At 49.9% G+C, this 14,810-nt stretch carries 15 protein-coding genes; 4 read left to right on the forward strand and 11 right to left on the reverse strand.

The genetic code is table 11. The features are described 5' to 3' along the window. Positions 1-358: 358 nt before the first annotated feature. The gene (locus tag EHW56_RS03595) at positions 359-898 is read right to left on the reverse strand and encodes an RES family NAD+ phosphorylase (protein ID WP_152794026.1); all 540 of its coding nucleotides are present in this window, start codon (positions 896-898) and stop codon (positions 359-361) included. Next, positions 891-1,253, reverse strand: coding sequence for an XRE family transcriptional regulator (locus EHW56_RS03600; protein WP_152794028.1), 363 nt, complete (start codon positions 1,251-1,253; stop codon positions 891-893). Before EHW56_RS03600 ends, EHW56_RS03595 begins: the two co-directional genes overlap by 8 nt. A 232-nt stretch (positions 1,254-1,485) precedes the next feature. Here EHW56_RS03600 and EHW56_RS03605 point away from each other — a divergent pair, with 232 nt between their 5' ends. Next, positions 1,486-2,376, forward strand: coding sequence for an alkyl sulfatase dimerization domain-containing protein (locus EHW56_RS03605; protein ID WP_077579138.1), 891 nt, complete (start codon positions 1,486-1,488; stop codon positions 2,374-2,376). 69 nt (positions 2,377-2,445) lie between these two features. On the opposite strand, the gene yciH is transcribed toward EHW56_RS03605, so the two are convergent. Together yciH and EHW56_RS03615 are read right to left on the reverse strand one after the other, a co-directional pair. Continuing rightward, positions 2,446-2,769, reverse strand: coding sequence for a stress response translation initiation inhibitor YciH (yciH, locus tag EHW56_RS03610; RefSeq protein ID WP_152794030.1), 324 nt, complete (start codon positions 2,767-2,769; stop codon positions 2,446-2,448). 94 nt (positions 2,770-2,863) lie between these two features. Beyond that, complete coding sequence (locus EHW56_RS03615; RefSeq protein ID WP_152798616.1) at positions 2,864-3,232, reverse strand: DUF3319 domain-containing protein; 369 nt, start codon at positions 3,230-3,232, stop codon at positions 2,864-2,866. A 214-nt stretch (positions 3,233-3,446) separates the two neighbouring features. On the opposite strand from EHW56_RS03615, the gene EHW56_RS03620 reads away from it, so the two are divergent. Continuing rightward, a complete protein-coding gene (locus EHW56_RS03620) occupies positions 3,447-4,400 on the forward strand; it encodes a tyrosine-type recombinase/integrase (RefSeq protein WP_152798618.1) in 954 nt (317 codons plus the stop codon). On the opposite strand, the gene EHW56_RS03625 is transcribed toward EHW56_RS03620, so the two are convergent. After that, the gene (locus tag EHW56_RS03625) at positions 4,401-5,405 is read right to left on the reverse strand and encodes a D-alanine--D-alanine ligase (protein WP_077606604.1); all 1,005 of its coding nucleotides are present in this window, start codon (positions 5,403-5,405) and stop codon (positions 4,401-4,403) included. It lies immediately after the preceding gene. 229 nt (positions 5,406-5,634) lie between these two features. Beyond that, positions 5,635-6,120, reverse strand: coding sequence for an SPOR domain-containing protein (locus EHW56_RS03630; RefSeq protein WP_172969898.1), 486 nt, complete (start codon positions 6,118-6,120; stop codon positions 5,635-5,637). A gap of 283 nt (positions 6,121-6,403) precedes the next feature. Between EHW56_RS03630 and EHW56_RS03635 the strand changes: the two genes are divergently transcribed. Continuing rightward, positions 6,404-9,109, forward strand: coding sequence for a bifunctional acetate--CoA ligase family protein/GNAT family N-acetyltransferase (locus EHW56_RS03635; protein ID WP_077666674.1), 2,706 nt, complete (start codon positions 6,404-6,406; stop codon positions 9,107-9,109). Between the two features lie 83 nt (positions 9,110-9,192). Here EHW56_RS03635 and EHW56_RS03640 read toward each other — a convergent pair whose 3' ends face one another. Next, a complete protein-coding gene (locus EHW56_RS03640) occupies positions 9,193-10,113 on the reverse strand; it encodes a LysR family transcriptional regulator (protein WP_046075835.1) in 921 nt (306 codons plus the stop codon). Between the two features lie 200 nt (positions 10,114-10,313). Here EHW56_RS03640 and EHW56_RS03645 point away from each other — a divergent pair, with 200 nt between their 5' ends. Further along, on the forward strand, positions 10,314-11,945 hold the full coding sequence (locus tag EHW56_RS03645) for a DUF2813 domain-containing protein (RefSeq protein ID WP_152798620.1): 1,632 nt from the start codon (positions 10,314-10,316) through the stop codon (positions 11,943-11,945). A 26-nt stretch (positions 11,946-11,971) separates the two neighbouring features. Here EHW56_RS03645 and EHW56_RS03650 read toward each other — a convergent pair whose 3' ends face one another. The 4 genes from EHW56_RS03650 to EHW56_RS03665 are packed head-to-tail and all read right to left on the reverse strand — an operon-like array spanning position 11,972 to position 14,810. Further along, complete coding sequence (locus EHW56_RS03650) at positions 11,972-12,520, reverse strand: DUF3833 domain-containing protein (protein ID WP_152798622.1); 549 nt, start codon at positions 12,518-12,520, stop codon at positions 11,972-11,974. Further along, a complete protein-coding gene (locus tag EHW56_RS03655; RefSeq protein ID WP_227486435.1) occupies positions 12,517-13,050 on the reverse strand; it encodes a hypothetical protein in 534 nt (177 codons plus the stop codon). The genes EHW56_RS03650 and EHW56_RS03655 overlap by 4 nt, the downstream gene beginning before the upstream one ends. Beyond that, positions 13,047-13,565, reverse strand: coding sequence for a DUF2878 family protein (locus EHW56_RS03660; protein ID WP_152798624.1), 519 nt, complete (start codon positions 13,563-13,565; stop codon positions 13,047-13,049). The genes EHW56_RS03655 and EHW56_RS03660 overlap by 4 nt, the downstream gene beginning before the upstream one ends. A gap of 3 nt (positions 13,566-13,568) precedes the next feature. Continuing rightward, positions 13,569-14,810 (reverse strand): cyclopropane-fatty-acyl-phospholipid synthase family protein, encoded by a 1,242-nt coding sequence (locus tag EHW56_RS03665; RefSeq protein WP_077606600.1) that lies wholly within the window; start codon positions 14,808-14,810, stop codon positions 13,569-13,571.

The following is a 14,810-nucleotide window of genomic DNA, read 5'->3' on the forward strand; positions in this document are numbered from 1 at the left end:
ATTGCGTGTTAACAAATACATCCTTAGTGCGCATTATGTATGTTATGTTAAATATAATTTGGGAGTGCTGAAGTAAAACGAGGTTTGTTGTTTATCATATAGAGAGCGCTGCTGATGCGCCATTACGACAACTGTCGCCCTACTTAGCGACATGTATTTATGCTTATCCATCATTCACCATAAACAACATTTACCATAAAATAGCTAATCACCACTTTCTTTAACCCACTCAGTTCAAATGCTCCGCTTGATCTGAGATGCTTCAAGCGCGCGGTGATGAGCCAGACGGAACGGCTTTACGGGTTATACCAAGCTATTTTGGCAAACACTGGGGCTTCACTTACCTTGGCGGGTGGCGCTAGTAAGGTGATGGCGGCAGCCGTTCAAAGTCATCAATCACTTTAACCATGTTGGGTGGCGTATCACTCCATCGCCAAAATACGATGTTTTTCATCCCTCGGGGGGCGCCACGCGCAAAACTGGGCACAATAATGGCGTTGACCTTTGCACTGATAAGCTGTTTCGATAAGTGCCAACTATCGGGAGTTTGGCTCTGGGTCACTTGATCTAACCAAGCACAGCTTAGCGTCGAGGGCTTGATGCCACAGTTTAGCAGCACTGTCTCATCGGTCAGGTCGAGTACATTGTCACAGTCGACATCATATTGACATATTGTCAAAGGCTGAGCTTTAAAACGAAACCCCTGCTGAGCCTCTACCCATGCACCCGATTGAGACAATGAGGTGTACAGAGCGGCAACGCCTTTGGGGTTAAAGCGTCCACCATTGCGTCTTGCTCCTTCCCCAATGTTAGGCGCGTATGACCAGCGAGGGTTATGGCCACGAAATACCGCACCTTCAAAGCGAAATAGGTATTCCTGTAGCTTTTCTTTACGCATAACCGCCTTCGGTCGTATGGTTAAGGTAGGCTCTCAGCGCGTCCATTCGATCGTGTTTAACCAGTTGCTCTGCGGTTAATCCGCCAAACTCTGGTAGCCCTTCGCTCCGATACCATGCGTAGGCATGAAATTCATTTCCCGTCCACGGAAGGATTCGGTTGATCACTTCTGTGCAGTTACGCAGTTGTTGCTGTGCCTTGATCGTTGAGTATCGCTCTGTGCGGCTTAACGTGGAATAAGGTAATCCAGACAAAGACGCGATTTCTTTCAAATTGGTATGGAAGAACGCGGCCATTTTGCTTGGTTCGACGATACCCTCTGCATTCATGACTGCGTCTAAAATGGATTGGTTCATTTCGCTCACCATGTCAGCAATATTTGACTTATATACATCCAATATGATTGTCAGTATGGTTATTGTCAAGGCGAGTATGTGCTGTGCTTAGCGTATCAATCATGGCACGTGTAGGGCTACGGATTGTGAAAAGTCATCTTATCGGCGAATTCCACCTGTTAACCTTTTTAGTCTGCAGAAGGTTTGCTAAAGTCTCGCTAGTTCTAAACTGATTCGTTACATAAGGATAACCATGAAAGCGCACATTTGGGCTTGTTTGCTCGTGGCGTTGGCAAGCTTCAGTGTTATTGCTGAAGATGAAAACGATGTCAAGCATACCAAAGCGGCGAAAGAGCCGACGTCGTATGCTGAGCAAAGTATCTACGATAAGCCGTTGATGGAAAGATACGTTTTGGATGAAATCCGAAACTTAAGAACAGATTTCCAGGCGCTAGAAAAGCGAATGGTGACGGAAATTACCGATCGTGAGCTGGACGTAGCGGATAAGTCATTGAACTATGCCAACGTGACGGTGACCTACTTCTTTTATTTGATAGCCGGTGCGGCCTCATTGATTGCATTGGTGGGTTGGCAGTCTTTGCGCGATATAAAAACCAATACCAAAGAGTTGGCCGATCAACAACTGTCAGAGATTGCAGAGCAATATGAACGCAAGTTCCAAGCCTTGGAGCGGGACTTGAAGCGTAAAACACGCATTATTGCTGAAAACAACAAAGAGATTGAGCGTATCAATGAGATCCACAACTTATGGCTACGCGCTCAACACTCGCAGACGCCTGAGCAGCGAATGGAAATTTACAATGAAATCCTGAAAATTCGCCCAGGTGACCTCGAGGCGCTCACCCATAAAGCGGATGCGGCAATGGAAATGGGCGAATACCATTGGGCGCTGAGCATCAGTAACCGCGTACTGGAAGTGGATGAACGTAATGCCAACGCCCTCTTCCAGCGTGCGTGCGCCTATGCGCGATTGGGGGCTGAAGATCAGGCAGTGTCTGACTTAGAGCTGGCGGTTGCAGAAAGTGCGTCGCTGCGCGAAGCCGCCCGTGAAGAAGCGGACTTTGAATCATTGCATGGTAATGAGCGCTTTGATGCCTTGATTGATGCTGAAGGCCAAGTTTAAATCAGGCGGAATACAAAAAGGCAGCGTGGGCTGCCTTTTTTACTGCTATTAGGATGTTGTTTTTAACACCTAGCCACCTGCCAGTTTCACCGTATGGCCTTTCTTTTCTAAATGCGCCTTGAGGGCATCGCGTTTGTCCCCTTGGATCTCAATAACACCATCTTTGACTGCGCCACCACAGCCACATACTTTTTTAAGTTCAGCGGCGAGCAGTTTCAGCGCGCCATCATCAAGATCCAACCCAGTTACCAGGCTGACGCCTTTACCTTTGCGCCCTTTGGTTTGTCGCTGAATACGAACGATGCCATCACCTTTAGGGCGGCTTGGCTTTTCTGGCTCGGCTTTAATTCTGCCAGTTTCTGTCGAGTAAACTAAATGATTATTATCAGACATAATTCTGTATCGTTGAAGCGTTTGGGCACACTATATCAAAGCTGAATCCACATAGCAGCCGATGACAGGGAGAGCCACTCAGTGACTTTCCCTCTTAAGCGCGGAGTTGCTCTGCATTTTTGTCAATAAAGTGTTTGAGTGCGGGCAGCGAGCCTTTCATTAAGTTACCGCGTACAATCATGTACCAGCCCTTTTCATCTTTTTCTGGGTCGTCGTTCATGATACGAAAACCTTTATATTCTTCCACCTGCTTTTTTGACGATACGTCATTCTCTTCATCGTCAAAATCAGAGGGCTCCACGAATGTGTTTGTGTCAGCCCACCACTCGATTGACTTTTTTACATTCTGCAAACTGCCAGAGATCGATTTACCTGCGACTCTAGCCCGGTAAACCTCCGTGGTCTCATTACCACCTTCTGTCTTTTCAATCGTATAACCACGATGAAAAAGGCGTCGAGTCATGGCTCTCTCCTTTCGCGAACAATAATCCGATACCTATGTATGCAATGGATTACGAACATTCTTCATTTTTAGACTATTATCACGTGTTGTTCGAGCAATTTCATCAAGCCTAAGCCGCTGGTAGACCGAGTAATAGGCAAATTGAGATATGTTTCAAACAATTTGCACTGATGTCTGATATATTAGTGCTAGCAATAAAAAGTTATAGTGCATTATGAAGAAATTATTACCATTAGACCCAAGTGACATTGAAGCAAGTCAAACTCGCTTTAACACTGGTGCATTAAGCATTGAAGAATGGTCGTCCATCACACAAAACGCCTACAGCAAAAACTCGCTATTGAGTTATCGCAACGACTGGCGCGTTTTCGTTGCTTTCTGTCAAGAACAAAACGTGACGCCCCTTCCTTGTGCCGTCACCACACTGCGCCGCTTTGCTGAAATAACGGCGAACCAGCGCAAGATTTCGGCCGTTCGTAGGATGGTTATCACCGTCGGTTTGGTGCACAAGCTTCACCAATTTAAAGACCCGAGCAAGCATCGAGAAGTGAAGTACGCAATGGCGCGCCTTCTGCAAGAGAAATTACCGGAAAGCCGCGAAGCCACACCTTTTCAATCCTATCACTTAGCTAGCTTAAATCAGCAGCTTGCAAGCTCTAAGCGCCTAAAGGATATTCGAGACCGCTTGGTTTGGTCGCTTTGTTATGAAGGATTATTAAAGCGAAGTGAATTAGCCGCCCTGTCGGTGGAGGACCTTGTCACAGCTGAAGGCCAAGCATTCATTTTGGTGAAAGAGCAACGCGTGCCGGTGTCTGACTCAGTCGCAACGCTGCTCATGGACTGGCTCGAAAAAACAGGGATCAGCCAAGGTCCCCTACTGCGTCGAATCAACAAACATGGTCACCTAGGAGAAGCGCCTCTCGACCCTTCCTCTATCTATCGCGTGTTCCGCCGAGCCAGTGCGCTGTTGGAGGAGTCCGTGACCTTTTCCGGCCAGTCACCCAGAGTGGGAGCAAGTCGGTCGCTGGCGAACCAGGGAATGTCCATTAAACAAATTCAGTATATGGGACGTTGGAAAAGCCCAGCCATGCCAGCGCAATATGTCGGTAACACGGTAGCTAGTGAGCAAGTCAAGTCGCGTTACCGACGCAAAAAGCTCACCGATTAATCAATTAACCCGCCGGCCCGTGGCCGTGCTAATACAGGATGCCAAATATTCATGGAATGCCAAGCCATGGTGCTCCACCAGTTTGGGGAACATAGAAATAGGTGTCATGCCAGGAAACGTATTGATTTCATTAACTAAGATTTCGTTGTCTTCCGTTAAGAAGAAATCGATACGCGACATATCTTTTAAACGTAGTTGCTTGAATGCTTGATGTGCGTATGAACGAATTGCCTCGACCTGGTCTTCGGTCAGATCTTCTGCCTCAATGTAGGTATTACTGTGGCTACCCTCGCTATACTTTTCTTCGTAAGTGTAAAAGCTCCCTTCAGGGCAACGGATTTCCCCAGGGCGCGTCACTATGATCTCATCGCCGACTTGAAACGCCGCCACTTCTAATTCACGCGGCTTGATGGCTTTTTCGATCAATACTTGGTCCGAGAAGGTGAATGCATCGGCAATCCGCGCTTGTAGCTGCGCTGCATCCGTTACGTGGTAACAACCCACACTGGAGCCTTGGCTCGCCGCTTTCACAAACACCGCCTGATGGTCGGCTAAAAACGCGGAGGCACGTGCTTGACTCTGCTCGCCTTGGTCGGTGATAAACACATAGGGAGTATTGGGGATGCCCAGTGCATCAAACCATAGCTTTGACGTTATTTTATTAAAACAGATCTGGCTGCCTTCCGCGTCACACCCCAAATAAGGAAGGCCAGTGATCGTCAGTAATGACTGAATATCGCCTGTTTCGCCCGGGAAGCCATGAAGGCAAGGCACGACATAGTGAATTTGCGTGTGTTCTACTTTACTGCACAGGTTGCCATCTGTATCGAGGTGACAGCGCATGCCATCATCAAGGCGCCACCCGTCTTGGGTCATTTCAACTTTGTGCACCTTAATGCGCGGTAATTTAGCCAATTGTGATTCAATATACTGAGCAGACACGAGGGAAATATCATGTTCTGCCCCGCCGCCGCCGCATAACAAAAGCAGGTTGAGTTTGGTCATTTTCTTCTCTCATCACGCGTCGAAACGCGCTATTCGGACATTAACGCCATAGTAGACAAATGCCGTTTCGCTTTCATCTATCAGAGACGTTTTATTGGTTGATTAGAGCCCATTTGCTGCAGGTTTGTTCAATCTGTGCTGCCAATGCGTCTCCACAATACAGGGATAAACGCCACGCAACAAAAAAGCTGGCATTCGCCAGCTCTTTTCAACCACACCAATTTGCGAATTAATTTATACGGATCATCTCAGGTGTTGAAGACCGTTTTATTTTACCAATATCGCGTACAAAAGGACCATATTGCTGAATCGTTTGTGGCAGCGCTTTAATCGCACGCTTGGCCGCATCACGGCTTGGGTACTCACCATACAACAAGGTGTACCAAGGCAAACCATCTACCATTTTTTTGTTGCTCCACAATGGCTGGTCGCTCGGAAGCCGTTTGGCATAATCACTGAACCCTCTATCATGGCTAAGGGCAACGACTTGGATGGTATACCCAGCGCCTTGCGTCGCTGATTTCACCGTTTGCTTTTTCGGTGCCGGCTTCGGCTCAGGCTTGGCCGTGTTCATCATTGGCTCGGCGTCTGCCGTTTGCGCGGTATCGCGCTTGTCAGTTGATTCAATTGTCTGACTGTAGATTTCAGTGGTAACGCCACCGCTACTGCACCCAGTTAGCAGTATCGCGATAGCCAGTAAGCCCGATTTTTTCATTGTGATTCTGTCAGTTATCCAAGTTTGTTTCATTGTGCCCCCGACCCAGTAGCCATTCAACCAAAAGTTATCCTCTTGCACGAGGTTTCCGGCTACAGCTCACAGATAGTCATGTTAAACGTCGTTTTTTAGTCTATCTCACGGTTCACTTTCTGCCATGCCGAGATCACATTGCGTTAAAAAAAACCGTTGAATTCAAGCGCGAACCGATAAACTGGCTTGTGAACACGCTTGCGCCATTGCGCACCACAAGCAAGCACTCGTCAAACCAACGGAGGGCATCATGGCCGGTATCGATCAACTCCTCAAGCCAAAGTCCATCGCGGTGGTGGGCGCCTCTGATCACAGTGGTCGTGCAGGCTACGTTGTTACACGCAATTTGCAATCCGGCGGCTTCCAAGGCCCTATCATGCCCGTGACACCCAAATACCAAGCGGTCGCCGGTATCTTGGCCTACAAAACAGTGGCTGATCTCCCCTTGGTGCCTGATTTGGCCATCCTCTGTACGCGTGGCGAGATCACGCCTCCTCTTATTGAGCAGCTTGGCGAGCGCGGGGTAAAGCTCGTGATTGTGCTAGCAGCGGGAATGCGGGGGCAATTAAATGCTGAGGGGGTAAGTCAGTACGACGCTATGCAACAGATCGCGGCGAAATATACCATGCGGGTGCTCGGTCCCAATAGCCTTGGCATGATCTTACCTTGGCTCAATCTCAATGCGTCGTTTGCGCCAGTACCCGCCAATAAAGGCAATATTGCCTTTGTGTCTCAATCAGCCGCCGTTTGTACCACCATCTTAGATTGGGCGCGGAACAAACGCATCGGCTTTTCCACCTTTATCTCGCTCGGTGAAGCGAGCGATATCGACTTCCCAGAGTTACTCGATTTTCTTTGTCGCGACAGTAAAACCGACGCCATTTTGCTGTATGTCGACTCTATACGCGACGCGCGCCGATTTATATCAGCTGCTCGTGCCGCAGCCCGTAATCGACGAATTCTCGTGCTTAAAAGTGGCCGCACACGAGGTGGCTCTGTTGCACTCGAGCAGCTCAGTCATACCAACATTGGCTTAGATGCCGCTTATGATGCGGCTATTCGCCGCTCTGGGATGCTACGTGTCAACAATACCCACGAGCTTTTTGCCGCTGTTGAAACGCTTTCTCACTCGGTACCACTTCGCGGAGAACGCCTTGCGATTATTACCAATGGGGGTGGGCCGGCGGTGATGGCCGTCGATACGCTCATGGATGCCGGTGGCAAACTGGCCACGCTCAGCGAGCAGACGCTCGACGCATTGCACCAGGTCCTTCCCAAAAGTTGGTCGCAAACTAACCCCATTGACATTGTTGGTGACGCCGACATGCAAAGATATCAAGCGGTGATTGATATCGTACTAAACAGTGACGATGCCGATGCCGTACTCATCATGCACTCTCCTTCTGTCACGGCACCAGGACTAGCGACCGCTAAGGCCATAATCCATTCACTCAAAGAAAACCCGCGCGCGCGTCGATTCAATATTCTGACCAACTGGCAAGGCGAAGGCGATGATGCCACGGTCGCGCGTCTCGCTTTTACCCACGCCGGGTTCCCGACCTATCGCACACCCGAAAGCGCCGTCACCGCCTACATGCACCTTGTAGAATACAGACGCAATCAAAAGCAATTAATGGAAACGCCCACCTCAACCGGGAGTATGGACTACGACTTGCCCGCCGCTCGCGCCTTTATCGATCAAGCAGAAGATATCGAGCATTTGACCTTAACCACCCATGAAGTCCGTCCCTTGCTCGAAGCCTATGGCATGCAAGTGATATCGACATGGCTCGCCACCGATTCCGTCGAGGCGGCACAAATTGCCGAGCAAGTCGGCTATCCTGTGGCGGTAAAACTCCGCTCCCCAGATATTCGCCATAAATCCGATGTACAAGGCGTGATGCTCAATCTACGCACCGGCGCCGAAGTCGCAAATGCCGCCCAAGCAATTGTTGATCGCGTCGCGGTCACATTTCCAGAGGCTCGAATTCAAGGCTTACTTGTTCAATCCATGGCTTCCCGCGCTGGCGCGCAAGAATTGCGGGTCACCATCAGCAACGATCCCGTATTTGGTACCATTATTCTGCTGGGTGAGGGAGGCTCGGATTGGGATGTGACCAAAGATGCCGCCGTTGCGATCCCGCCATTAAACATGGCATTGGCACGTTATCTGGTCATTGGCGCGATAAAGAGCGGCAAAATCAAACAACGTGGTTTTCCGATCTCCATTGATATTGCCAGTTTGTGTCGCTTTTTAGTGACCCTGTCACAGATGATCATTGATTGCCCCGAAATTGATGAACTCGATATTCATCCTTTATTGGTGTCTGGCAATGAGCTGACTATTTTGGATGCATCCCTACGATTGCGCGATTACGCAGGTAGTCAACAAAAGCGGTTAGCGATACGCCCCTACCCGAAAGAGCTTGAGCAGTCTATCCAGCTCAAAAACGGGCAGACCATTCTACTGCGCCCCATCCTCCCCGAAGACGAGCCGACGCACAAAGCCTTCGTAGAAAAAGTGTCCGAAGAAGATTTGTATCGTCGTTTTTTTTCTGACGTCGGCGAGCTCAACCATGAAGCGCTCGCTAATTTAACCCAAATTGATTATGACCGTGAAATGGCACTCGTGGCTACTTGTCATCTTGCGTCTGGCGAAGAAGAGATTTGGGGGGTAGCACGCTTGCTGGCTGACCCACAAAACACCGACGCTGAGTTTGCCGTGCTCGTGCGCTCCGACCTAAAAGGAGTGGGGTTAGGTCGCGTGCTCATGCAAGCGATCATCGATTATGGTCGTCAAGCGGGGTTGTCGCGGATCACCGGGATGACCATGCCCAATAACCGTGGGATGATCGCATTGGCACAAAAATGTGGTTTTAGTATTGATGTGCAAATGGAAGATGGCATTGTCGATATGCAACTGTCTTTGCACCCAAACCCGCCGATTAACGATTAAGAGCGTCTCGGCGGTCTTCGACTGTGTTCGTACGCCGTGCGATCGGACTCACTGATCGCGGCTAAAGACGAGCGAACGTCCCCCTATTTCATCGACTTGTCAGCAATAGGCATATCCCCAGCTTGTAAGTAGGGTTCAAGTAGCTTGGGAAGCTGGCGTACTAACCATGACTTAGCATTGCCCATTCGGTTGCGTTTCCACGCCAGCCCGAGCGTTAACTCGAATGGCTCTCCGCCTTTTAAACGTTTCAAACGACCCGTATTAAGGTCATCTTGTATCCAGAACCAAGGTAAGGTACCGATCCCTTGTCCGTTTAAGATGGCTGCGTACTTATCGTGCATTGAGCTGACAGTAAGCCGTGGTTGGTCTTCTAAGACATTGAAGGTTTTAGGTTGCATACCTCGCGCGGTATCCGCCACCGCCACCCCGCGATATTTGGCTCGTACATCAGGCTCTACGGGACGCGCTTCTTTGTGAATAGGATGGTCGGGCGCTGCCACCCAGTAGGCACTCATATCGCCCAAAGGCTGAACTTTGATGCCCTGCGGCACTGTGTCGGGAATGGGTGCCACCAACACATCGGTGCGGTCTTGAGCCAGCGCTTCCCAACATCCTGCCAATATTTGTTCCGACAGCTTAAGGCGTGTATTACTTTTTTTCGCCAAGCGCTCAATCAAGGGAAAGAAGAAATGGCTTTTAAATAACCCGTCATACGCTAAGCAAATTTCTAATTCCCAACCATGCGCCAGAGAAGCGGCGTCGGCCACCATTTCATCTGCTGCGTTCAACAGCATGCGCCCACGTTCAACTAATAAATACCCGGCATCGGTGAAGGTTGCACGATGCCCTGAACGGTCAAAGATGACTAAACCGAGCTCGTCTTCCAACTTCTGAACCTGATAGCTCAGCGATGATGGCGCACGATTCAATGATTCAGCTGCCGCGGCAAAACTTCCTTTTCTCTCAATGGCATCAAGCACTTGCAAAGCTTCAAATGATAGCATGACGGTCTCTTAGTCGTTGCCCATTAGGGGCGAGATAACTCATGTTAAACACTATATCAGGGTTTGGCTCACCGCCATATCGCAAATCTGGCGCTAACATGCGCTCGCTTAAATGCAATAAATCAGGCATATAGCACAAAACCATCACGGGTTTGGTTTCCTTTTTAGTGAAGGTGTCATACTGTAAAACAGAGGTGACGATGAGACTAGACCGAATTGAAATAGCAGGCTTTCGTGGTATCAATCGCCTGTCACTGCAAGTAGATGAGCTGACCGTTTTAATCGGTGAAAACGCATGGGGAAAATCGTCTCTGCTTGATGCGCTAGAAATTGCATTGCACCCAAGTGGCGATAAACCCCAGTTTAAACGGTCGGACTTTCACGTTGACCATGTCTTAGGTGTCTTGCCTGAACAACAGTTTCAAATCATCCTTCGCTGGCAAGAGAGCTTCCCCGGTGAGCATAAAGCGCGCCGCTATCGTCGTTTTAAACCCGTTTGGAATGGGAACAACGCGGGGTGTCGAACCCTTGATTATTGCTTAAGCGCCACCATCCAAGAAAGTAAAGTCGCGGTACGGAGAGAGTTTTTATCCTCACAAGGCGATATTATTGAGCAAGCAGACAGCGACGCGCTCGCCAGCCACCTAATGCAAATTCACCCAGTTGTTCGTGTGCGTGATGCCAGACGCATGCGCGTGCCAGGGCAAGCAGTGACAAAAGATAACACCCGCCTTGAGCAGCGGTTAGACAACACCTATCGCCGCCTGTTGATGATGCCCGGCCATGTGAATAAAGGCGAGATAAAAAGTGGCCTGCATGCCATGCGTCAATTGCTCGATCACTATTTTGCCGCCTACGAGCATGACCGCGATCCTTATCCCATTCATGCCCCGGGTGCATTAGCCATCACTCATAACCAAATGCACCCGCTCGAAGCGGTGGCCGCCAATACCTCTAATCAAAGTCGGCTCGTGCTCATGGGTTTATTGAGTGCATTTGTCCGGGCGCGCGGGCCAAAACAGCTCAAACGTAATGCGCGGCCAGTGATGTTATTTGAAGATCCAGAAGGGCGACTTCATCCAACCTTACTGAATCAAGCGTGGCGCTTGATTCAGTTGATGCCGATGCAAAAGTTGCTCACCACAAACAGCGGTGACTTGCTCGCGGGCGTACAACTGGATCATATTCGCCGACTGGTGCGACACCCCACTGAAACGCATAGCCACCAAGTACCGCCTCACCTTCTTAGCAAAGACGAGCGCCGCCGCGTGACCTTCCATGTCCGTTTTCACCGACCCAGTGCGCTATTTGCACGCTGCTGGTTGCTGGTGGAAGGAGAAACGGAGATATGGCTGTTTAACGAGCTAGCGCGATTGCAAGGTTATGACTTAGCTGCAGAGGGTGTACACCTTATCGAGTTTGCCCAAAGTGGATTACGCCCGCTTATCAAGGCTGCAAAAGCATTAGGTATTGAATGGCATTTGGTGGCGGATGGTGATATGGCTGGTAAGAAGTACGCTGCGACGGCGCGCGGGCAAATAGAGCATCAACCAGAGGGCGCGCGTTTAACCGTGCTGCCTGATAGAGATATTGAGCACTACTTGTACAACAACGGTTATGAGCCTTTGTTTCGCGACATGGCCGGCGTCACCAGTCAACAGCCCCACATGAATGACAAACGTATTATCGCCAAAGCCTTAAAACGCTATGCCAAGCCTGACGCCGCGTTGGCGATCATCGCCTATACCGAGAATGAGTTAAAAACACCCATTCCCAAGCTGCTGCGCTGGATTATTCAACGCGCAATCGGTTTGGCCAGAGGTGTTGGTTAACGCCTCTGACTCGTCCTATTCGCGAACTATTGTTCCACCCGCTCAAAAAACAGCGTGACTTTGCCTACTTCAATCCCCCACTTGCGCATTGAGGTAACGTTAAAAAGGCGATCTTGGTCTTGCCGAAACATCCAGTCATCAAAGTGAAGCTGATATTCGCTATCGCCGACGGGAACCACTAAATCATAACGCCAATTAAGCGCATTGCCCGCCACAACACCTGTTGCTGTCCCGACGATATCGCCCGCCGTCCCCGTGTAAGTCCCATCAGAGTGACGTTTAATCGTCCAAACCCGGGTTTGCGTTTCGCCATCAGCATACACAAAGGATTCATCCAGTGTCAGTGTGTCGCCTTCTACCACACCGTCGATATCGACAACGAAGCGTCGGGTTTGCTCGCCGGTAAAATCTTGTACCATGCCCCACGCTTTTGTTTGTCCCTCAAAGTACTCAAACAAGTTAAAGTCTGGCTTGCGCCCTTGATAGTCTTCAATATCGGCAGAGCATGCCGCCAATAGCACAGCACTCACCAATGCCGTCAGGATTTTGCCTATCGTCTGCGTCACTTGTCTCATGGCGTTTCTCCTAATAATGCTCGGCGATGATCTGGATAGTCAGTGTCTTCTGATAACCAGATTGCGAGAAAGGCATCTGCCAACTCGATGTCCTTGACCGTCAAGGTCTCTTCCCAATCTTTCCCTTTTGGCTGAGCGTAAAAAACACCCTTTTGCGCGTGACGAACAAACGCAAGACGATCGCCCTCTGTTATCTCTCCCCATGCGTTGTCCAGCGCTTGTTGCCATCGCGTTCGTTGTACTTCCGAAAAGCCCAAGTGCTCCCATTGATCGTTTGTTGCTTTCATCAGTCGTTGGTCACTGATATCGCGTGCGTAGGTAATCACTAAAGCATGAGGCGCTTGCGCTTGATAACGCCCGGTCGGTGAGCGCAGTGATGACTGATATATCGTCCACCAGCCCCAAGTTAGCGTCGCTTCGCCAACTTGGGGCCAGCTTTGCCATGTCATTGAAGACGAGGGCGCCCCCATGGTGGCGTAAGGCGTTGCGAGCGCGAGCATTAATACAAGGTGTTTTACCCACTTGTTCATGGCTCTCTCCTTGTCGTGGCAGTACGGACATCTAAGTGGTGTTGCAGCCATTGCATCAGATTAATCAGGATGATGCTGTAGACTAACCAAGTGCCAATCAGCACCGCGCCAGTGACCCATATTGATTGTGGGAAGCTTAAAACCCCTAAACGCTCTCCTGCCCAGTAACTGCTTGCGCCACCCAAACTGCCCAGCGCCGCCATAAACCAAAATGCGCGTGCGAGGATAAGCTCACGCATTAACCACGCAAAGCTGCAAAACCCTAGCCAGAGTAATAGTAGCCACAGCGGCATCACAACGTACTCGGCCTCAACAGCCAACCACTGTGTGTGGAGTAATAAGCTATCTCCAATCAACCCAACAGGCGTAAGCACGGCAATGGCCCACATCACGCTGCGATCATAAAGGATCGCGCCCAGTAGCATCGCGACCATTAACCACTGAAAGCTCGGCGGGCCAAGTGCCGCCGAAAACCAGTAAACATTGAACAATAAAGAGATAACGACAAAGCGCACAGATTATGCCTCTCGCCAAGCAGGACGGCTTAGGAGTAGCTGGACCGCACTGATCGTACGTTCCTTAAAGCCGCCCTCACAATAACAAAAGTAATAGCGCCACAAACGTGCAAAACGATCGTCATAGCCGTAATCGCGCAGTACCTCCGTCTGCTGATTGAAGCGTGTGTGCCAATCAGCCAAGGTTTGTGCGTAATCCAAGCCGATGTCTTTTAGGTCTCTGATCACAAAATCAGTTTGAGCGGTGAGGTGAGACAACAATACGCTCACTGAGGGTAAAAACCCTCCGGGGAAAATATGCTTTTGAATAAAGTCGACGTTACGGCTGTAATGCTCGTAGCGCTGATCAGCAATGGTGATCGCTTGAATGGCCATTAAACCACTGGGCTTAAGCAATGACTGACATTGACGGACAAAGGTATCTAGATACTCTTTCCCCACCGCTTCAATCATTTCAATCGATACCAGCTTATCGTATTCGCCGGTCAGATCGCGGTAGTCTTTTTGTAGCAGCGTGATCTTATCTTCCAGCCCTTCTCGCTCGACACAGGCTTTTGCCCAAGCATATTGCTCTTGTGAAATCGTGGTGGTGGTCACGCGGCAGCCGTAATGCTTAGCCGCGTAGACCGCCATTCCTCCCCAGCCAGTGCCAATCTCGAGCAAATGATCGTTAGAGGTCAGCGCCAGCTGTCGGCAGAGCCGGTCCATCTTTTCCACTTGGGCCTGCTCTAGGGTCATTTCTTTGTCAGTGTAAATAGCACTGGAATACAGCATTTGCTCATCAAGAAAATGACGGTACAAGTCGTTGCCGAGGTCATAATGCGCTGCGATATTGCGGCGCGCGGTCTCTTTTTCATTGCGATTGCGCCAGTGAGCAAGCTTGTTCCCTAGTCCCACCAGCCAGCCAGTGTGCTTTTCAATTCTGTCGATAGCAGGAAGGTTGCGAGCAAATACGCGAATAACGTCGGTCAAGTTCGGTGATTCCCACCAACCATCGATGTAAGCCTCGGCCGCCGCAATGCTACCGCCGGTTAAAATCCGGGTGTAAAAACGTGGGTCGTGTACCAGCACGGATGCATGTAATTGTGCCTGAGGATCACCACACTGTAAGGTTTGGCCCTGCTCATCAACCAGCGAAATACACGCTTCATCAACATGTGCTAGCAGGGTATAAACCAGCTGTTTAGCGTAGTGCTCTTTACGTGTCAGTGTGCGTTGACTCTGAGGTACGTCCGTTGCAGACAT

Source organism: Salinivibrio sp. VGrn1 (assembly GCF_009377995.1).
Classification (GTDB): domain Bacteria; phylum Pseudomonadota; class Gammaproteobacteria; order Enterobacterales; family Vibrionaceae; genus Salinivibrio; species Salinivibrio siamensis.

Coding starts and splice junctions, on each gene's coding strand:
- EHW56_RS03655 (WP_227486435.1), bottom strand. CDS start 13,050: ATGAACAAGTGGGTAAAACACCTTGTATTAATGCTCGCGCTCGCAACG.
- yciH (WP_152794030.1), bottom strand. CDS start 2,769: ATGTCTGATAATAATCATTTAGTTTACTCGACAGAAACTGGCAGAATT.
- EHW56_RS03635 (WP_077666674.1), top strand. CDS start 6,404: ATGGCCGGTATCGATCAACTCCTCAAGCCAAAGTCCATCGCGGTGGTG.
- EHW56_RS03605 (WP_077579138.1), top strand. CDS start 1,486: ATGAAAGCGCACATTTGGGCTTGTTTGCTCGTGGCGTTGGCAAGCTTC.
- EHW56_RS03625 (WP_077606604.1), bottom strand. CDS start 5,405: ATGACCAAACTCAACCTGCTTTTGTTATGCGGCGGCGGCGGGGCAGAA.
- EHW56_RS03630 (WP_172969898.1), bottom strand. CDS start 6,120: ATGAAAAAATCGGGCTTACTGGCTATCGCGATACTGCTAACTGGGTGC.
- EHW56_RS03665 (WP_077606600.1), bottom strand. CDS start 14,810: ATGTCTGCAACGGACGTACCTCAGAGTCAACGCACACTGACACGTAAA.
- EHW56_RS03640 (WP_046075835.1), bottom strand. CDS start 10,113: ATGCTATCATTTGAAGCTTTGCAAGTGCTTGATGCCATTGAGAGAAAA.
- EHW56_RS03615 (WP_152798616.1), bottom strand. CDS start 3,232: ATGACTCGACGCCTTTTTCATCGTGGTTATACGATTGAAAAGACAGAA.
- EHW56_RS03650 (WP_152798622.1), bottom strand. CDS start 12,520: ATGAGACAAGTGACGCAGACGATAGGCAAAATCCTGACGGCATTGGTG.
- EHW56_RS03620 (WP_152798618.1), top strand. CDS start 3,447: ATGAAGAAATTATTACCATTAGACCCAAGTGACATTGAAGCAAGTCAA.
- EHW56_RS03645 (WP_152798620.1), top strand. CDS start 10,314: ATGAGACTAGACCGAATTGAAATAGCAGGCTTTCGTGGTATCAATCGC.
- EHW56_RS03595 (WP_152794026.1), bottom strand. CDS start 898: ATGCGTAAAGAAAAGCTACAGGAATACCTATTTCGCTTTGAAGGTGCG.
- EHW56_RS03600 (WP_152794028.1), bottom strand. CDS start 1,253: ATGAACCAATCCATTTTAGACGCAGTCATGAATGCAGAGGGTATCGTC.